Origin of the sequence: Candidatus Methanoperedens sp. (genome assembly GCA_027460535.1) — an archaeon.
GTDB lineage: Archaea > Halobacteriota > Methanosarcinia > Methanosarcinales > Methanoperedenaceae > Methanoperedens.
On sequence record JAPZAR010000010.1, the window covers coordinates 47,861 to 66,228 of the forward strand.

20 protein-coding genes are annotated in these 18,368 nt (G+C 43.1%); 9 read left to right on the top strand and 11 right to left on the bottom strand.

What is annotated here, in order from left to right; genetic code table 11:
* Window positions 1-31: 31 nt before the first annotated feature.
* The 10 genes from O8C65_03545 to O8C65_03590 form a co-directional block, all read right to left on the bottom strand.
* Window positions 32-154 (bottom strand): hypothetical protein, encoded by a 123-nt coding sequence (locus tag O8C65_03545; protein MCZ7355984.1) that lies wholly within the window; start codon window positions 152-154, stop codon window positions 32-34.
* A complete protein-coding gene (locus O8C65_03550) occupies window positions 138-1,130 on the bottom strand; it encodes a hypothetical protein (GenBank protein MCZ7355985.1) in 993 nt (330 codons plus the stop codon). The genes O8C65_03545 and O8C65_03550 overlap by 17 nt, the downstream gene beginning before the upstream one ends.
* Window positions 1,114-2,667: a hypothetical protein gene (locus O8C65_03555; GenBank protein ID MCZ7355986.1), complete on the bottom strand. Its 1,554-nt coding sequence runs from the start codon at window positions 2,665-2,667 to the stop codon at window positions 1,114-1,116. Before O8C65_03555 ends, O8C65_03550 begins: the two co-directional genes overlap by 17 nt.
* Before the next feature lie 23 nt (window positions 2,668-2,690).
* Window positions 2,691-3,416, bottom strand: a complete 726-nt coding sequence (locus O8C65_03560) for a signal peptidase I (protein ID MCZ7355987.1) — start codon at window positions 3,414-3,416, stop codon at window positions 2,691-2,693.
* A 32-nt stretch (window positions 3,417-3,448) separates the two neighbouring features.
* Entirely contained in the window at window positions 3,449-4,162 is a 714-nt protein-coding gene (locus O8C65_03565) for a cytochrome c3 family protein (protein ID MCZ7355988.1), read from the bottom strand.
* Window positions 4,163-4,383: 221 nt separating this feature from the next.
* Entirely contained in the window at window positions 4,384-5,115 is a 732-nt protein-coding gene (locus tag O8C65_03570) for a hypothetical protein (GenBank protein MCZ7355989.1), read from the bottom strand.
* 119 nt (window positions 5,116-5,234) lie between these two features.
* On the bottom strand, window positions 5,235-5,663 hold the full coding sequence (locus O8C65_03575) for a hypothetical protein (protein ID MCZ7355990.1): 429 nt from the start codon (window positions 5,661-5,663) through the stop codon (window positions 5,235-5,237).
* A 4-nt stretch (window positions 5,664-5,667) separates the two neighbouring features.
* The gene (locus tag O8C65_03580; protein MCZ7355991.1) at window positions 5,668-6,336 is read right to left on the bottom strand and encodes a multiheme c-type cytochrome; all 669 of its coding nucleotides are present in this window, start codon (window positions 6,334-6,336) and stop codon (window positions 5,668-5,670) included.
* Between the two features lie 19 nt (window positions 6,337-6,355).
* Window positions 6,356-7,981: a hypothetical protein gene (locus O8C65_03585; protein ID MCZ7355992.1), complete on the bottom strand. Its 1,626-nt coding sequence runs from the start codon at window positions 7,979-7,981 to the stop codon at window positions 6,356-6,358.
* A 135-nt stretch (window positions 7,982-8,116) separates the two neighbouring features.
* The gene (locus tag O8C65_03590; GenBank protein ID MCZ7355993.1) at window positions 8,117-9,583 is read right to left on the bottom strand and encodes a PQQ-binding-like beta-propeller repeat protein; all 1,467 of its coding nucleotides are present in this window, start codon (window positions 9,581-9,583) and stop codon (window positions 8,117-8,119) included.
* A 410-nt stretch (window positions 9,584-9,993) separates the two neighbouring features.
* Between O8C65_03590 and O8C65_03595 the strand changes: the two genes are divergently transcribed.
* The 9 genes from O8C65_03595 (at window position 9,994) to O8C65_03635 (ending at window position 17,770) form a co-directional block, all read left to right on the top strand.
* The gene (locus O8C65_03595) at window positions 9,994-11,295 is read left to right on the top strand and encodes a hypothetical protein (protein ID MCZ7355994.1); all 1,302 of its coding nucleotides are present in this window, start codon (window positions 9,994-9,996) and stop codon (window positions 11,293-11,295) included.
* A 155-nt stretch (window positions 11,296-11,450) separates the two neighbouring features.
* Complete coding sequence (locus tag O8C65_03600) at window positions 11,451-11,678, top strand: hypothetical protein (protein MCZ7355995.1); 228 nt, start codon at window positions 11,451-11,453, stop codon at window positions 11,676-11,678.
* Window positions 11,679-11,684: 6 nt separating this feature from the next.
* Complete coding sequence (locus O8C65_03605) at window positions 11,685-12,287, top strand: hypothetical protein (GenBank protein MCZ7355996.1); 603 nt, start codon at window positions 11,685-11,687, stop codon at window positions 12,285-12,287.
* 75 nt (window positions 12,288-12,362) lie between these two features.
* Window positions 12,363-12,824: a hypothetical protein gene (locus tag O8C65_03610; GenBank protein MCZ7355997.1), complete on the top strand. Its 462-nt coding sequence runs from the start codon at window positions 12,363-12,365 to the stop codon at window positions 12,822-12,824.
* Between the two features lies 1 nt (window position 12,825).
* A complete protein-coding gene (locus O8C65_03615; GenBank protein ID MCZ7355998.1) occupies window positions 12,826-13,785 on the top strand; it encodes a hypothetical protein in 960 nt (319 codons plus the stop codon).
* Window positions 13,786-13,846: 61 nt separating this feature from the next.
* Window positions 13,847-15,313: a hypothetical protein gene (locus tag O8C65_03620; GenBank protein MCZ7355999.1), complete on the top strand. Its 1,467-nt coding sequence runs from the start codon at window positions 13,847-13,849 to the stop codon at window positions 15,311-15,313.
* Between the two features lie 6 nt (window positions 15,314-15,319).
* Window positions 15,320-16,006: a signal peptidase I gene (locus O8C65_03625; protein MCZ7356000.1), complete on the top strand. Its 687-nt coding sequence runs from the start codon at window positions 15,320-15,322 to the stop codon at window positions 16,004-16,006.
* A complete protein-coding gene (locus tag O8C65_03630; GenBank protein MCZ7356001.1) occupies window positions 16,003-16,887 on the top strand; it encodes a cytochrome c3 family protein in 885 nt (294 codons plus the stop codon). The genes O8C65_03625 and O8C65_03630 overlap by 4 nt, the downstream gene beginning before the upstream one ends.
* 1 nt (window position 16,888) lies before the next feature.
* Complete coding sequence (locus O8C65_03635) at window positions 16,889-17,770, top strand: hypothetical protein (protein ID MCZ7356002.1); 882 nt, start codon at window positions 16,889-16,891, stop codon at window positions 17,768-17,770.
* 311 nt (window positions 17,771-18,081) lie between these two features.
* On the opposite strand, the gene O8C65_03640 is transcribed toward O8C65_03635, so the two are convergent.
* Window positions 18,082-18,252 carry a hypothetical protein gene (locus tag O8C65_03640; protein MCZ7356003.1) on the bottom strand — a complete coding sequence of 57 codons (171 nt, stop codon included), beginning with the start codon at window positions 18,250-18,252 and terminating at the stop codon, window positions 18,082-18,084.
* Window positions 18,253-18,368: the final 116 nt, after the last annotated feature.

An 18,368-nucleotide genomic window follows, 5' to 3' on the forward strand; every position in this document is an offset into this window, starting at 1 on the left:
GCTCCATGGGCATTGAGCAAAATATAAAAAATCAAAATGGATGACCGCTCATCTCCCTCTTAGTATATGGCACCGCAGAGAGTTCTATTCTTCCTGAAAATACTTCTGATCCAACTATTAAAATTGGTGAAAGCATTTTATTTTTTCCAGGCATAACCATTCTCGGGATTTTTTTTTTCTTTCTCTAATTTATGTTCAAGCTTCATAATTGAAGCCTCGAACAATTCTTTAAATAATCCTTTTTGTTGCAATGCAAAAAAACCGCTTTCTATGGTTTCGGGCTTCCTTGGGGCAATAAAGGGCAGACTTCCTGTGGATGAATATACAGCCCAGAGATAATAAATAAATGTGTAAATACCCACGAAAACGTACATTGTAGCCATCATTACATTATAATTCAAAAGGTTGCCCAGGAGCATTACGGTTACTGGTATGGCAAGGATTGGCAAAAAAACCATGGACCATGCGGTAGCCTCTTTCCAGAGACCGTATTCGTTTGTAATGAATACCCACCACATGATAAATATCAGAAGAATTGCATAGGGTGTGATGCCACTGAGGTTGAAATTTACAAAGAACATGAACGCGGCCATTGTTACTGTCATTAAAAAGATCGTTTTGATCGCAAATTTGATGGAGGTCCCCACCGCAATGGGCTCCTGCATGAGATCTTTTGATCTTATATCCCTTTCATACCGTTCTTCCAGGATATTCTGGACCTTTAGATCGATATTTGACAATCGGTCCAGGACGACATTCGTTCCAATGTGAGCCTGTGCGATGTTTTCGATCAGGGGCTCCAATCTTGCGTAGACCCCATCCTGGAATGCTGTATCGATCAATACCTCGGTAACGATTCTTCTCTTGAATGTTCTAAAAATAAAATATATCGGACCAATGAATATTATAATAAGAGATATATCTATTAATGCATAAAGATAATTTGCGCTGGCAAAATCAATAAAAAAGGAAACGGCTGAAAATAGCAATATTGCTATCGTAATGATCAAAGCGCTTATCAAGCCTATTTTCTCAAAGAATTGCAAATGCTGGATTGGCTTTTCAGATATATCCTCATCAACATCGAGCAAAGGGTTCTTCATTTTATCACGGCTATTGCTGGGTCCCATTAATATATATGGTTACCTGAGGCTCTGTATATATTTTGAAGTGTAATGAATTATTCGGAACAGGATTGTTGGTGTTCTTGCATGCCATGCAGAGATACGATTGAATAAATGCCGGCTCCGCACCAATTGAATTTTCTATACCACCCATTGCAGTGCTATTGTAGACGGGAATTTGCGCATTTTCATTCAGATTTACAAGAAGATCGGGTTTGCCATGGCAATCCAAGCAGGTTATCTGAATTGCACCATGGTTTGGAGAGTTAAATGGATACGCAGGATATGGTGTGGTTCCATTGCTGTTCTGGGTGCTGGGTCTATGACAGGATTTGCAGTAAGAATTCATATCTGTATAATCAGTAAAATTATGTTTCTGTTTCCATTGTTCATTGGAATGCCCACCAGAAATCACGGCATCGTTTATATCACTGTGGCAGGATATGCAATCAATCCCGGATATATCTGAGATATTATGTATTTTTCCATTTAAATATTTTGTCACATTTACTTCTTTTGTAAGCCCATAAGTAAGATTCTCTATCGTCCAGGTACCTGACGAATCCACAACGTCCCATTCGATAAAACTTGGTCTCGTAAAACTTATGTTCGTATTGAAACTCGAATGGCATGACGTGCATGCGACATCATTTCCTGTGGATATGTTGCTGTTATTAGCGCTTATGACAAATGGGATATGCGCATCCGGTCCATTCAGGTCACCTGCGTAAACAGGTGCAGTTCTCGCTGGATTACCATTCTGGTCAGTTACGTTCAGCGGTGTAGCACCATGGCAATAGAGGCATGGAGGTACGCTTGAGGCATGATATGAGGAATATAGCTGATGGCATGAGCCGCATGAAAAATCTTTGTGATGGAAAGAGCTGTTTAGCTGGTCTCTCGTTTCTGAATGGCATTTTTCGCATTTCAGCTGTGTTAGGGCAGGGAATTCATGTATACCCGTAGATTCGTTGTCCTGTATCAATAAATGCCTGCTAAAATCATTCTTTGAATAATTTGACAGCTGCCATGAGCTATCGTTTGTCCTGTCAGCATTGAATTCATACGTTAAAGCATATAGCATCGAGATAGTAAGCGACTTGGCGGTATGGCACGAAACACACGCCTCGTTCTCTCCTTTCAGGAATGGAGATGAATTGGCACCCGTTATGAAAGGATTGTGAGATTCATCATTCATAATATTCTCCCCGAAAACCTTGGCTAGTGGAGAAACGCTTGTGTTCCCGTCGGAATCAACCGTTCGGTTCGAGGTTCCATGGCAATCAAGGCATCGGGGACTGATCACATTCCCATGCGTGAGGTTTGAGCTGGTATTCAGGACATGGCAGTTTTCGCATGTGAAAGATGTGTGGATTCCGGAGAGAAGAAGTTCAGACTTTATGTCCGAATGGCACTTAACGCAATAAGAATTATTTGAATCATAGAACCAGTGCTGACCTCCCAGAAGTGAAAAGATCGCGGGTATAGCGAGAATAGCGATCGAGAAAAGAGCCGTGACAAGAAAGAAGTGCCGAAGTTCCATGGTTTATCCCTGCGTTGCAGACCTTATCTACTTTGCCATGGCTTTTGTTTCATCGTCAGGCCGACGTACAGAAGGAGAGAGAATGCCGCTATAACATAACCATAGATCTTCACGACCTGGAAGAAAAGGAAATATTTATTGTAGTCAGTTCCAAAAGGACCGAAATCCTGGTGCCTATCATCCACTATGAAAAATTTTCCATACCCTTTGATAACTATTGGTTTCCCATTCATCAGGATAGCTTTTCCCAGGATATCTTCTTTTTTGATGTCCCACCAGTCCACCTGGCCTGTGGCATCCCCGGCCGTATGAATGCCTTCTTTGGTGATGCTTACGATCCGGTGCGAAACCGGATTCGAGGTATCGGGCCGTTCGAACATTATTATATCTCCGGTTTTGTAGGTGTGCTCTATATTCTGCATCAGGATAATATCGTTAGTATTGAATGTCGGGGACATGCTCCCCGATGCCACAGCCGTTAAAAAGATCGCTTTTGTGGAGAGCAGGCCCATTATGAGCAATACGCACATGAGTGCCGATGCCTCTTTAAAGAACACCTTCTGAAAATCCAGAGGTCGCCTGTTTATTTTTTTGATATATCTGTCCATTCTCTGCTTTCTGCCAAATTCCCAGTATCGTTGCCTGATGGTTTCAAGGACGTCCGTATTTTGTACGATTTTTCTGTAAACAAGCATCAAGAAAATACCGAGCGATACCAGGAACAGTATATCATTTAGTGGTATATACATAAGGTATTCACATTTGTTTCATATTTATTACTTCAGGGATTGAGGGGGTCCCATCCTATTGGGGTCGGAGATATAGAGATCACAGGTTGTGTCGAATTGTTTACTCCGCCGGACTGGTTGCCGTATGTCTGTATGAAAGCTGATCCTTCGATCGTGAAGTTGCCAACTGTCCATGTACGGCTGCCGTCCGAGGACATGTTCTCCTGTGCATCAAAGGCTATTTTGTACGCTTTCGTCCAGTTGATATCTACGGCTACGTGCGTGTGGCATGCGATACATGCTTCATTGGCTCCCTTTAGCAGGGAAGAGTTGCTAGCCGCGTTTGCGAACGGCTTGTGGACCTCCTCAGGTCCATTGAGAATATTTGTTGCGTTCAATCCAGGTTCGAATGATGCGTTATGGCAGTCCAGGCAGGCGGGAGATGCAGCCGCATGGAATTGACCACCTGTTAAATCAGGGGGTCCATTAACGATACCTTCTTTTTGCATCGCTGTCGTCATATGGCATCCTTCGCAGCCGTATGCCCTGTGGGCTGCATTGACCCCCCCTGGCTGTTTTAGCTCTGCAAAGATATCGGCATGACATTTTCCGCAGGGAATATTGGTTGTAGTTCCTCCTCCATAAACATTATTGCTTATCGTATCATAGAAATTATGCTGGCCTACGAATAACGCAAGTGTCTGTGGCAGAGCTACAAGTCCCACAGCTGCTATTGCCAGCCCGATTAACATCAATTTGGTAGCCATTTATTCTGGTACCTCTTCCTATCCGGAATTATAAAGGCGTATTTTATATATCTTCTTATGGGAAATATACTTTCCGATTTCAAAACACATGACATGATTTTAATAAGTTTTATAATTATATGCTCCTTGCCTTTATTAAAAATGCTGGCATGGGAAAAAAAATAGAAATATTCAATGGCTCAAACATAAAAAAATAAATAGGAAAAATTTTTTTTTCCTATTTACGGAGTGCTCGGGTCCCATCCTGGCGGTGTTGGCGATACAGTTACAACCGGTGCGGTAGAAGCATTATTTTCACCTGACATGTTACCATAGGTCGTTATATTGGCGGAGCCCTGAATTCCAAAGCTGCTGATATTCCATGAATGGGTGCCGCTGCCGTCAGTGGCCATTTGTGCTACTGAGGTAAAGTTCATCATGTATGCCTTTGACCAGCTGATATTCACGGCCACATGCGTGTGGCATGCGACACATGCTTCGTTAGCCCCCTTCAAAAGGGAAATATTATTGGTCTGATTTGCAAATGATGCATGAACTTCTACATTGGTTATAACTCCCGTTGTGTTAGTAACAATTCCAAAAATATTACGTGCATCGTTTATGCCTGTGCTATTTCCATCATGGCAATCTAAACAGGCAGGAGCTGCAGCAGCGTGGAACTGCCCTGTAGGCCCGTTATAGAAACCTTCCTTTTGGAGCGCTAGCATGTGGCATCCTCCGCAGCCCTGTTGAAGGTGAACTGAATTTACCGCTCCAGCCTGTTTCAACTCTGCATATACATCAGCATGGCATTTTCCGCAAGGGATATTGCTTCCGTTGCCAAAATTGTAGAAATTAGTCGTCATCGTATCGTAGAAATTATGCTGCCCTGCGAATAAAGCCAGCGTCTGCGGCAGCGCGACCAATCCTACTGCCGCGACTGCAAATCCCATGAGCACAAGTTTGTTCACCATAATTTAAGTCACCTATTCTTACCTGGATTAAAATTCAGACAATCGATTTATCTTTTTTAAAGGATTTATACTTATCTATTAATACTTTAACGCGAGCTGTTGAATCATTATTGTCGCAATTATTTCCAGAACATATTATCCACTACATAGCCTATCCTGTTCCCGTCTTTATCGACAACGATAATGGAAATATGCACGATGTCGCCGGATACGGGATTATGATCCTCCTGGAAACCTATGTTGAAAGAATATTTTCCGTTTCCCTTGTAGGTCAGCATTTCCCATGGACCGATAGTGCTGTTTGGACCTTTAGATATCATCGTCCTGGCACCTATGGCCGGGAAAGAATCAGCCTCCGTGTTTCTCGGTCTGTTGAGGTAGGCCACAGTTCCCTGAGTCAATGTGTAGTTCTGAGCGACGACAATTCCCTGGTTTTCCACAAAGGCAATATTTACTTTCACAACAGGCACCTGCTTGGCAGGATTGGTTATACATCCTGAGAATAGTATCACGGGAAGGATCAACAATATCATAAGAATTTTTTTCATAAGATTACCTTATCATTTGAAACAGCGAATCTATCATTTTTCCTATCAACTGACCGATAGTGGGATACTCAAGAGCGGCAGCGGCCTGAAGGTTTGGCACAGAGGGTGGTGGCATTTTCTGGCCTGCAAACGTCTCTCCGAACTCACCATGGCATGCAACGCACATTTTTTCAAGCCTTTTGCCATGGACCACATGCGGATCGCCGCCGTGGCAGTCCGAGCATTTTGTCTTCTCTGGTTTTTGAACCGTATTGTTCATAAATGTATGGCAGCTACGGCATGACACGTTGCTCATAATCCTGTGGAAATCCGCTGCGGTAACATTATTCCCATCTTTATTCCCCACATGGCACTTGATGCACACTATATCCTTATGGATTTCGAAGATCTGGGCCATATCCACTTTTAACCCTTGAGCATTTTTTGGCTTGTAATCATGGCATTTACATCCATTGGATATTGACTGTGCTTTCTCGGTTCCAAGTAGCGTGTAATGGCAGGGGATACAATAGCTCCCGGGATGCCAACTTTCGGTCAATCCATCCGTGAATTGCGGTCTTTCGTATGCATTTGAAGGCATCGCCAGGATAAACGGGATTATGAGGGAAAAGATCAAAATTATCTTCTGAAACTCATATACTGCATTCCTTTTTAAACTATTTTCACTGGACATGGATCCATTAATATGTGATTTATCTTCTGAAATTATGTCTTTTTATTAACCATATAACTATGAAAAGCATGATAAAAATATATCCCTGGAATCCGGACGCCGGTTTTGGCGTCGTGACAGGCGTCCCGGTGATCCCTGGAGTGGCGGTCTGCACCGGGATACGGGTAACTTCAATAGCAGGGCCTTCCAGCTTCAAAGGTTCCCTGACATCCAAAACAAGATAGTTTGAAACAGCCCTCTGCGTGTACCTTTCATCCAGATAGAGAAACTGGTCCAAAACTATCGCCTTTGCAGGAGGGATAACAAAACTGCCCGAAGCATTTGCATTGAGTGCATAAGAGAAGGATGCCGATTCCCCGGAATGAAGCACAACCGTATTTAAAACAACCTTATATTTTTCAGGCGACGCGTTTGAGATGGAGTTGTCAGGTGGTAGGCCATCACTCAGTTTTACTATCGCGGTGGCGTCCCCCTGGTTTTTTGCCTCCACTGTAACACTGATATTCTCTCCCACAACAGGATTGATAATGTTTGCGGATTTGACCAATACCACATAAGGACCATTAACTATCAGCTTGGCAGGTTTTTCATTGTACCCGAATCCCCCCGGGTATTCGAAAATCGAGCTTCCGGGCATTAATAGATAAGTCCCTGGCTTTTGTGGTTTTATAGCATAGGATATCAATTTATGCTCAAGAGGTCCCAGCGAAAAATTCCATGAAAGGTTCGTATCCAGCGGTTCAAGGTCCGGGGGCAGACTGTCGGTGAGGCTCACGTTATCGATCGGCAGGCTGAGATTGTTGGTAAGGCTTAATGAAACCACGGCAATATCACCCATGTATATTTTTTCGGAAACAAATTTTCCAAACATTATCCTTTTATCCATCTCCCTTACTTCGATATAGGTTGAATCAACGGCCTTGTAGGCTCTTCTCAGAACGTCATTTCCGTTTACCTCAGCTGAGATCTGGAAGGACTTGCCCTCTGTTATATACGGAGCTTTGAACCTGACTGTGATAATATCAGATTCATTTCCAGCTTTCAATTCGGGCAATTCATAGTCGAGTCTCTCATGCGCTAGCGGAGGTAATGACGTATTGATTTGTAAAGTCGGGCTTCTTAACGAGCCTTTGCCGTCATTCCTGATGGTAAAATTGATCGAGATCTCAGAGCCTGGAGCAAATATGCGACTTACAATCGTTCTATTATTGAAATGCTTCTCAGCAGGGAGGACTGATAATTTAGGTAACGGGGTACCCGGGACTCGTGTCCGGATCTTTACCCACTGGTCCGCGATCGCATTTACTCCATGGGCTGCACCGATGTTCGCGAACCTGTCCTGAAGATCAATAATTGTAATATTCAACCTGTTATCAATAGAAAAAGAATCATTGATCCGCGTAATGTTACTTGTAACCAGCCTGTGGTCAGAATCGTACACTGTTATCAGGGCCATGAGATCCTTGAAATCCGTATTATTATAGAAACCCGTTGCCTCGATCTGGAAACCTTCTCTGGTGAAAGAATCGGTAAATCTCAATGTTTTTTCCTGCGGGTCGACCCATTCTATCTCATCTGCGAATGCAGGATAAATACCTGTGTAAATCAAAATTAAAACTATCACTATTTTGTAGAGGTATTTCATCGATTCACCATTATCGTTTTCCTATTAATGACATCATTTTCGGATACATTTATAGAACGTGTAGAATTGTCATATTTCAATTCGTAGCCTTAAACATTTGCGTTTCATAATGCTATTGCATTTTAATAAAATTCATTACTTAATTAATTTTTTTATCGATATCGCCAGAATAAGTCCCATAATGCCAATCAGAAAATAGAATCCCGGTATTCTAGCCGGTGGTGTTTTCTCAGGTACTTCACTGCCGAGATATGTGATCGTCCTTTTCTCTGTTCTGATATTACCAGCTTTATCTACCGCCACTATAGTTATTATATTAGTGCCGTTTGAAAGGGTAATTACAGAATTCCAGTTATTTGTCCCGGCGTTCACCCCATTGACCGTCACTAACAGGATGCCACTTGCATCTTCCGCCGTACCCGATATAGAAAATTTATCGGAAGTAACATTTGAAGGTATGGGATTGATTCTTAGGACTGGGGGGGTGGTATCCGGTGGCAATGTGGGAGCAACGGTGGGGGTCTCGGGTATCGGAGCTCCGAATGCATACACGTACCCATCCCGTGCTGTGGCAAATAACATGTTATCCGATAGGGCCAGGGCGATTACCCCGCTTCCTATCATATATTTATCCATTAATGTCCCATCTGCCGCATCCAGAGCATATACTGTCCCGTCTTTTGATCCTGCATATACTATTCCCTGCGTTACTACGGGAGACGATTCGACCCGGTCAGAAGTCTTAAATTTCCAGAGCCAGTCCCCGTTGTCGGCATTCAGCGCATAAAATGTATTATCATTCGATCCTACATATACAGAATTCTCAAGAACAGCAGGTGAGGATCTGACCCAATCATTTGTTTTCTTGCTCCATTTCAATTCTCCGCTGCTGGAATCTATGGCGTAAATGTTATTATCGTTTGATCCCACATACAAAACGCCGTTCATTACAGAAGGTGAAGAAAAGACACTTCCACCCGTCTTGTATTTCCACCTGAGATTATTTCCAGCATCCAGAGCATATATGTTATTATCATTTGAACCGACGTAGAGTAACCCCTGGGCTATTGCAGGTGAGGATTCAACAAAGCCTTGAGTTGAATATTTCCACTTTAAACTTCCATTAATAATGTAAATTGCATAGATGTTCCTGTCAAAGCCGCCATAAAGAATATTATTATAGGAAATTGGCGGTGAAGCAGAGCTGCTTCCTGTATTATATTTCCATTTAAGGTTCCCGCTATAATCCAGAGCATAAATATAATTGTCAAAAGAAGGTGCGAATACGATTCCATTCCTGGCTGCCGGGGTATAAATCTTTCCAAGACCTGGATATTTCCATTTCAATTTTCCCGATGCTGCGTTTATCGCGTACAGATTGTTGTCATCAGATCCTGCGAACAGGGTCCCGGAATCAATTATCGGCGCAGAGATATCAGAATCCCCTATTTCATATTTCCACCTTAATTCAAGGGGGACAGTTTGACCTTCCGAATATCCACTGTGCTGCAGGTCCCCACCAACATTCTGCCATTTGCCAGAAGAATTATAAGAAGAGAGGAGTATAAAAATTAATATCAAAACTGAAGGCCATTTTCGCATGATTTTACTACATCATATCCTATTTTAAAACTATGCACGCAGGCATGCAGTCTTTAATAATTAAATCTATCAGGCAGCGGAATAGCTCAAATCTTTGGATTGTATTTATTCGAGTATTGTAGTATAACATTTATAACAACCTTGCAGATTTATAGTACATGCAATAAAGTATATGTAATTATGATTATGCTCATTATTATTAGTATCATAATTATTTTAATCATTTTAAAAATCGTTAACTATAAATACCGGAATACAGTATACTAATTATACCCAAATTAAACCCAAATTTGGAGTAATGGATAGGATAGGAGTAAAAGCAAAAAAATGATGCAGACGTATTCTGTTCTTGAATTACTGCTTTGGGAAGATGGGCTATATTAACAATAGATAGGAAGGATGAAAAAAATATGAATGCAAAATTTAGTTTAGCCTTAATTGCGTTAGTTGGAGTAGGCGTGTTCGCTCTGCCATCCACGATGGCATTGTTCGCAGGGCAGCACTCATTCTACAACATCGACGCAACAGGCAATCAGGTACCGTGTCAGAAATGCCACGGTGACGTGAAAGCAGAATTGAGCAGTGGAGCTTCAGCGACCACAGGCACCCCAGGACCCCACGCAAATTTCAAATGCGAATATTGCCACAGGGCTGAGGCAGGCGCAGCAAGCGGTGACGATGCATCAGCAGAGATCAGTTATAGGGCAGTGGCCCCGGATACTGGGAGTATTAAACTCGTAACTACAGTGCAGAATTTCGAGAGAGGGAACTTCCCCAAGAATATCACTTATAGGACTGGCATGACCGTGGACAACTGGAATGCGACACCTTCAGATATACAAAATCTGGACGGCTCAAATTTCAATGACCAGTTAGCATACCGGGATAACAGTGCTAAGTACAGGGGCAGCCTGACCACCTTTGGTACCAATGGTGTAAAATACAGCTATTCCGGCTCCTCTGAAGTAGGACTTCGGCCTAACGGAGTGCCGAAAGATACACAACTGACGACGCAGAACACGGCGTTCAATCCAAGAGCGGTAAATTTCACTGGAGTGACGACTGCAAACTATGATTTCGCAGGTTCAAGAGAAGTCACACCGGGTTCACAGTACCATGCAGCATCTCTCGTCTCATGCCTGGAATGCCATGGCGGAGAAAAGGAAACGGGTATTGCAGGATACGAGATCGAAAGCGGACCTCCCTATAAACACGAGTCATGGCTACTTAACGGCGAAGGCGGAAGCAGCTGCAATGACTGCCACTATGGTGGAAGTGCACTGAGGGAGCGGAATCTCGCTGCAGGTGGATTCGGCTTGACCCCATATGGCAACGACACCGGCGCAATAGAAGCCCATAATGCCTTCGTGAAGACGGATGACGGCCTTGACAGGTTCGGCTACGGCGCATCCAATGGCGCATGCATCGCATGCCATACGCACGTTGCAGTGGACATCACCTTCCAGAAGGGCTACACGCTATCCTTTGACGCAATCGAGAACTCAGGTACATACAGCGTTGGCAACTTCGCTGTCGGAGGACAGGTCAATGTCGAAATATACGGCAATGGCTCAGGCCAGACATTCGCAACCGGCAACAAGACCTATACCTGGACGCCAAGCAGTACGCTGTATCTTAATGGAAACAGTACACAGGTCAGCGGTCTAAATGGAGATAATAACGACACTGCAGCAGCTTTAACATCCCCGTAAATGAAATGGGTAACCCCCATTTCTCTTTTTCTTTTTTAGTTGCATTTACTTGATTTATCGATACTCTTCTAATTATCACGATTAAAAATTCTTGATGCTTTTCATCCGGTGTAAACTTTATATACTTTAGTAACAAATATTACTTTTGTGATAGGATGAAAGTAGTGAGAATAGAGGATACGGATAAGATCCACTTTGATAATCTCAAAGCGGATTTCAAGAACCGATTTTCGAAAGAGCCAGACTGTGATGTGAAAGAGGTCAGCACATTAAAGGATTCATGTTTTTTGAATATTCTTCTTGAGGTCTGGAGAATGACCCCGTATGAAGAAGCTGTTAGGAAACTTTCAGAATCTCAGGTGTTCAATAATTATAAAAAGTGAATGTGAATGAATAAAAACGCTGTATATCCCTGCCTTGTCTTAATCTCCGTTTTACTTACCGCAGGGGCCGTAAGTGCGGATATTCCGCCAGGGCATAAACCTATCCCATGCTTTGGATGTCATGCAGAGACGCTGAACGCTGATTACGGACCTGGTGAATGCGGGAACTGCCATGATTACATTCTGGGGGAAGGAGGAGGCTTCAATGTGCCTCTTCTGCAATCCCAGCATAACCCGAACATCTGTACAGCATGCCATATGGGGAATACACTGGTCAATGCAAGCGCAAGAGACATTTTCCACAACGGTCATAACGCAGTAGAATGCAAACAGTGCCATGAGACAGGGAACTCCACGATTGTGAAAATCCAGGGAATTGAAGAAAAAGGATATCCCTGCGTGGCATGCCATGGCAATCAGATTCATTCGATACATATAAAGAACCTGGATAAGATCTGCTCTATATGTCACGGTTCATGGGCAAAAGACAAGGTTTATGCAGGCAACTCTGCCTCTTCTCCATCGAACAATTCTCAAAAGAACCTCGAAAAATTCACCATATTCGATCTTATAAAAAACTTATTTAATGCTATATTTGGAATGATATAAATGCACCAGGAAAAAAACTTTAAATACAAAATTTTACTGCTGATACTTTCAGTATATGGATAGGAGCGAATGTAAATGGATAAGAAAAAAATCTTAAAATACACAGTGGTAGTGCTGTTGATACTTTCGGTATCAGGGTATTACCTATACCAGCATGCTTTAGATATCGGCCTGGAAAAACCAGCACTTGTACTGACGGTCTCTACGAATCTGACAGATAAGGGTACCCCAATAATCAACAATGTCACATTCGAGGAATCCAGTGTGATGTTCTTCTATAAGAGAGCGGATACGCCTGCGAATTTCCCGGAAATAGACGCTAACGCCCGAATCAATAAGCTTGCCGCAATTCCTGCGAGCTTTTGGGCTTCAATTCATCGCCCAAGCGAAGGCGTGTATACCCTGAGGATGTTCTTCAGGGACGGTATGGAACCTAAAAAAGGCGATGTCCTGATCATACCGATCCGCCTTGTAAGCCATACGGGAGCCATCCAGTACAAAACAACAGCTTTCTATTGCTGGAGTTGTGAGGAATGAGATGAAACTGATGTGGGTATTGCTTGCGCTGGGCGGGATTTCATTATGGGTTATTCCCAATACCCTTTCCCTCTTCAGCGGAGGGCATGCCTACTATAACATTGATGCCAATGGTTCACAGGTCCCATGCCAGAAATGCCATGGGGATATCCAGATAGAGATCCATACGGGCTCCATACATTCCAATTTTACATGTGCCGACTGCCACCGCGTCCAGAATGGCGTACAGTACGCAAGCGGCGACGATGCATACGAGCGGCTCATATATATCAACGTGACCGGGCCGACGAACATAGGGAACAGGGTTCTTGCAACAACGCTGGGGAATTTCCAGAGAGGTAATTTCCCAAAATCAATAATCGGTGAAACTATGATCGACCAGTGGGCAGTCTCCGGAAATGACGAGGTGCAGTTCCGGGATGCAAATAATCAATATGCTGGCGCCATGACACCCGGCGAAACAGGCATATTATACAACTACGCATATGCAGAAGAGATAAGCACGTATTTTAATGGAACACCAAAAGACACAGACCTTTTCACCCAACAAAATATGCTTGACCCAAGATTGATTACTGTGAACCCGAACCGTTTGGGTTCGGACGATCTCATAGGCGCGGGGTCCAGAGTGGTTACACCCGGGACATTGGCCCATGCAGCATCGACTATCCTGTGCGAAGAGTGTCACTCAGATTATCTGGCCAAAATGCCTGACAATATACATGAAGCTTTCATCAAGTATGGTATGGAACACGATACAAACGAAAACTGCATCGCATGCCACACTTCAACAGCCGTATCAATTAACTGGACCCGTCCGAGCACACTGGGCATTGAAACAGGCTCTGATGGCTACAATATCACAATCAAGAAGACCTACTCGGCTTTCAATGAAAAACTTGAAACTTTTGGAAATAAGGAAGGTAATGTTTTCGCAGTATCGAATGTGACAATAATATAAATATTCAAGTGCTAATTATTTAAAAAATGTATAATAATAGAAATAAATTGTGTTCGATTGTATGAAAAGAATTATCGTATTAATATTCACGCTAATGCTATTGTCGCAGACCGCATCAGCTCTGGGCGAGTTCAGGTTTGATTTTGCAACTTCGGTCGCTGGGGTTAGTAACTACACAAAGCACTGGTCAAATACCTATCCTCCCGATCCAAAAGCGGACATTATAATTTATTCAGCGGCCTATAATATGTCCTACAAACGCATATCAGCTGTCACGTTCCTCTATACCGTCTATGATCCGTATGACAATGTCGTGAGCGTGCAAACGATAGACTCTTTCAAGCGCGGTTATGACCCGAATGTGGTTTATTATAATCTGCATCCCGGATCCGACTGGATAGAGGGGATATATAAACTCAACATCGTTGTGTACGACAGGATCGACCGTGAGGCATACGATGAGAAGATCACCAAAGATCCTTTTGGTATTGGCATGAATCCTGATGCGTATAAAACATTCTATGAGACGGGTGCTAATGCGCAAGATATGGGCATTCTTCTGGGTCGAGGGAATCCGGTAGCTCAGGCGGTACTTAATTTCAAAATAGACAAATCGGTCACTATCTATCCACCGGACAGGTTCCTCCTTCATGATGTGAGGTTCGTCGATGACAACAATGAGCGTATACTCGGTGAGAAACTCAACATAGAGGTAAAGCTCGATAATAATTACAAAGATGAGGGTACTGTCAAACTGGCAATGCTGGTGGATAATAATCTTGTTTCCACGCAGGAAGTCACGGCTAAAGGACAAACAACCACAACGGTCAACTTCGATGCCAAAGCAGGTAAGGTCGGCACCTTCAAATTACACTTCGGGGCAGATACTCCTGATGTAAAATATCAGAACGCGGAGTTAACCTTCACAATCAAGAACGAGACAGATACAACCAGGTTGGATACCCCCAGGATCACCATTACAGGAATGAACGTTAACAAAGAGTTCGTACCTATTGGTGAAAACGTAATTGTATCTGTAGGCGCGATAAATAACGGTCAAGCCGGAAGCAAAACGATTACCGTTTATTCGAATAAAGTACCCGTTGGATCGGCGCAATTGCAGCTCCAGAGTCTTGAAGAAAAAACAGTAGAGATCCCCATAGATTTGAAAAACATGGGGATAAATAAGATCACCGTATCGGATGCGCCTCAACTTTTCAGGAACGTATTCGTGCAGGAGGCAGACGCATCGGCGATTAAGGGGAATCAAGTCCTAAACCGGGTTACTGAAAGCCCCTTGAAAGTTTCGATGGTAGTTGTGTTCCTTGTTTTTGCAGGGACCCTTTACTATATGAGGAATAAGTTAAAGGAAGAAGAATCCCCGCCGAAAATCCCCGTCGAAGCGGTTAAGGAAAATCATCCAAGCAAAGTGGTTTTAGATGACACGATAATGAAAAGAGCGTCCTATTTGAGAGAGAAGCTGTCTGACAGGATGAGGGCAGTAATGAAAAATAAACCGCGCCCCTGACCCGATATGAAAGAAATAGACTATACAATACCCCTGATCGTTTCATTGATTAGCTTAGTATTGCTTTCGGTCTTTTACCTCTACAAAACAGAAAACGGTACATTGATGCGCATATTTTCATCCTGGGTCATGAAGACAAGATACAGTCCTGCCAAGTACCAGAAAGATACACGCGGGCAGGATTCTATTCTGCTGGTTGTATTGACCATATTGATCTTTGCATTTGCTCTGAAAATTATCTCTTTTGCTGTGGTCATATCGGATTCCATGCGACCAGAGTTCCAAAGAGGCGATATCGTCCTTACTCAAACCATATTCAAAGATCCCCAGAAAGGAGATATTGTCACCTTCAAGGCAAGCGGCGTCCAGAATCCCATCACCCACAGGGTTGTTAATGTTCAGCAGGATATCGTGACAACGAAAGGTGATAATAATCCTCTTGTCGATGATTATGGGACTACCAGGCAAGACGTTCTTGCAAAAGCCGTCGTAGTGGGCAGTCATCCTCTCGTGATAAAGGGTGTAGGTTCTTTATTCATTCTGGACTTTTCCAAAGAAGGTAAACTCAATAAATTCGGCGACCAGTTCACCTTCCTCCAGCAGGTGTTTGTAACTATAAGAACATGGGGATACGTCATTACAATAATAGCCTTCAGTGCGTTGATAATGTCTATGATGGGGAGTAAGAGATGAACCGGAAATTATACTTGCTGGTGATACTGGCAATTATTATAACCACATTGAGCCAGACATTTTCCTTTATTAGCGGAGACCATCAGTTCTACGAGACAGTACAGGATAAATGCGTGAAATGCCACGGCGATATCAAAGTCCAGTTATCCACATCAGCCAACCATTCGCAATTCTCCTGCACGAGCTGCCATACCCAGTCGGCAACTAACCATACAAATACGGTACCTAAGTGCGAATATTGCCATACGATCACGCAATTGAATGATACGCTTGAAGCACACCCTGATTTCTTGTCTCTGGGTTCACAAGGCTGCATAGCCTGCCACACAACCTACAACGTTCTTGTGAACTATTCCCGGCCGGAGTATATTGACTATGACATTACAAGCGATAATGGAAATTGGATTGTCTCTAATTTTACGACAATTGGAACGCTGAACCTTTCTTATAACACATTGAGACAGGGCGGGACCCATAACGAGAAAAGTGTATCATGCAAAGACTGCCATAAAGACATCTTCGATTCGATTTCCGTGAAAGGTCATGCGGTAGTCCTTGATAAGAATGGGATGCAAGTGCCCAGTCATAGTACGAGCAACTCCCCGAACCTGGAAGAATGGTGCCTGACCTGCCATAGCCCGAATGATACCAGGTTCCCAACACAGCAGCATGCTGCGCGCAAAACCACGTGTGACGAATGCCATGAAGCTTATAATTTAGCGCCCCATCCCGGCAATTTCTATGCAAATATCAAGACAGTTCCGCATTTATATCGGAGCCTCGTTTGCATATCATGTAAATCTGTGGGATGGCAGGTACCCAACGCAACTTTACATTTCAAGGTGCGTGAAGAGCCTTATTTCGACGTGGTGGTGACATAGAATGAAAGATAAAATTGCGGTTTTTAGCGCCATTCTGTTGGGCCTGGTCGTAGGATTATTCGCCACCATATCGCTCATAATCGATGCGTTCATTGTTGATAACTTATTAGGAACGATCATAGATCTCATAGTAATAGGTTTTTCTTACATGACAGCCTGGATTGGTATCCGGTATGTCCTGATGGAGAAAATTGCGCGGGATAAAATGGACCGGGAATGGGATTATAAAATACAGCCACTGGCCAATCTGATGACTGACACGATCGGACGTTTTAATGCGATGGAACTTGAAATCATGAAGACCAATCGCAAAGTGGAAACAGCTCTTGATTATGTGACAAAAATGCAGGATATGGATGCCTCATCTGTTTATATTCTTCCGGGTGCATCCTTTAAATTCATAACCAAAGTCCTTGTGCTGATAATCTTTACGTTCTCGGCATTGATTTATGTGGCCCAATATCCTCTGGGATTTGTTCATTACTTCATTCTGGTCATCTACTTATTATGGTGGGCACTATTCACTTCAGAATATCATCTCTTTGATAACAAAACAGCGTGGATATGGGCTCTGGCACCCATAATGATTATTCCGGTCGGGGGAATTATCCTTGATGCCACACTTGGAATAAACAACATGGTTGGCATACTCTTCTTCTTCATGTTCATCTACGCTTATTCCTATTACACGTGGACGACGTCAGTGACCATTGGATTCAAACTCTTCGACATCCAAAAGATCAAGGATTATTTGATCAAGAAGATCGAATCTGAGATACAGCAGGAGAAGGTGGAGCGGAAGATAAACAGGAAATGGATCGATGTAGGGATTCTTGCATCTATTGTGATCGCGGGAGCGGTTGCAGTATGGATCTTTCTGTAATGGCTGGCATAGACAAATATCACGAAACTATTTCATAAACGGGTTGCTACGCCAGACCCCCGGATGCGTCGCTTTCAGCAGGCATATTGCTCTTTTCATTGTTACATATCCGGGTTCAACAGTAGCTCAAGGAGAATATCACTAGGCAGATTTGGATGCATTTTGTCACATAGATGAATTTAATATGGCGATGATGGATGGTGGTTCAAGACCTTTTTAATAAGCTTGTCATCAGCACTTGTTCTTAAATCACTGGAAGCCATACGGGAATCAGGAAATCAGGAGTGCATATTTAAGTCAAGTGATAGCCCTTAAAGATTAAGAATCCTGGCAGAGGATTCGTTAGCCGAAATTGCTATTATAACCAGACTCAAATCAAATCCCGGTTCTTTCACCGTTCCCGGTTCTTTCACTGTTTCCATTTCAATTTCTGCGCCTATGCTTGCTGATGGTTCTGGTGATATATATTTGCGACTGTACACGAAATCCACATATGACAGATAGTTTCATTGCTGAGTGAATAGAAGAACAAAAGGTAGATTAATATTCAGGTTAATATAATGGCTGGCTGCTCTGAGGTATATGGTGACAGGGCATG

What these genes read in the sequence shown, in the direction of transcription:
- O8C65_03545 (MCZ7355984.1), bottom strand. Translation starts at nt 154, where the DNA reads ATGCCTGGAAAAAATAAAATGCTTTCACCAATTTTAATAGTTGGATCA.
- O8C65_03550 (MCZ7355985.1), bottom strand. Translation starts at nt 1,130, where the DNA reads ATGGGACCCAGCAATAGCCGTGATAAAATGAAGAACCCTTTGCTCGAT.
- O8C65_03555 (MCZ7355986.1), bottom strand. Translation starts at nt 2,667, where the DNA reads ATGGAACTTCGGCACTTCTTTCTTGTCACGGCTCTTTTCTCGATCGCT.
- O8C65_03560 (MCZ7355987.1), bottom strand. Translation starts at nt 3,416, where the DNA reads ATGTATATACCACTAAATGATATACTGTTCCTGGTATCGCTCGGTATT.
- O8C65_03565 (MCZ7355988.1), bottom strand. Translation starts at nt 4,162, where the DNA reads ATGGCTACCAAATTGATGTTAATCGGGCTGGCAATAGCAGCTGTGGGA.
- O8C65_03570 (MCZ7355989.1), bottom strand. Translation starts at nt 5,115, where the DNA reads ATGGTGAACAAACTTGTGCTCATGGGATTTGCAGTCGCGGCAGTAGGA.
- O8C65_03575 (MCZ7355990.1), bottom strand. Translation starts at nt 5,663, where the DNA reads ATGAAAAAAATTCTTATGATATTGTTGATCCTTCCCGTGATACTATTC.
- O8C65_03580 (MCZ7355991.1), bottom strand. Translation starts at nt 6,336, where the DNA reads ATGTCCAGTGAAAATAGTTTAAAAAGGAATGCAGTATATGAGTTTCAG.
- O8C65_03585 (MCZ7355992.1), bottom strand. Translation starts at nt 7,981, where the DNA reads ATGAAATACCTCTACAAAATAGTGATAGTTTTAATTTTGATTTACACA.
- O8C65_03590 (MCZ7355993.1), bottom strand. Translation starts at nt 9,583, where the DNA reads ATGCGAAAATGGCCTTCAGTTTTGATATTAATTTTTATACTCCTCTCT.
- O8C65_03595 (MCZ7355994.1), top strand. Translation starts at nt 9,994, where the DNA reads ATGAATGCAAAATTTAGTTTAGCCTTAATTGCGTTAGTTGGAGTAGGC.
- O8C65_03600 (MCZ7355995.1), top strand. Translation starts at nt 11,451, where the DNA reads ATGAAAGTAGTGAGAATAGAGGATACGGATAAGATCCACTTTGATAAT.
- O8C65_03605 (MCZ7355996.1), top strand. Translation starts at nt 11,685, where the DNA reads ATGAATAAAAACGCTGTATATCCCTGCCTTGTCTTAATCTCCGTTTTA.
- O8C65_03610 (MCZ7355997.1), top strand. Translation starts at nt 12,363, where the DNA reads ATGGATAAGAAAAAAATCTTAAAATACACAGTGGTAGTGCTGTTGATA.
- O8C65_03615 (MCZ7355998.1), top strand. Translation starts at nt 12,826, where the DNA reads ATGAAACTGATGTGGGTATTGCTTGCGCTGGGCGGGATTTCATTATGG.
- O8C65_03620 (MCZ7355999.1), top strand. Translation starts at nt 13,847, where the DNA reads ATGAAAAGAATTATCGTATTAATATTCACGCTAATGCTATTGTCGCAG.
- O8C65_03625 (MCZ7356000.1), top strand. Translation starts at nt 15,320, where the DNA reads ATGAAAGAAATAGACTATACAATACCCCTGATCGTTTCATTGATTAGC.
- O8C65_03630 (MCZ7356001.1), top strand. Translation starts at nt 16,003, where the DNA reads ATGAACCGGAAATTATACTTGCTGGTGATACTGGCAATTATTATAACC.
- O8C65_03635 (MCZ7356002.1), top strand. Translation starts at nt 16,889, where the DNA reads ATGAAAGATAAAATTGCGGTTTTTAGCGCCATTCTGTTGGGCCTGGTC.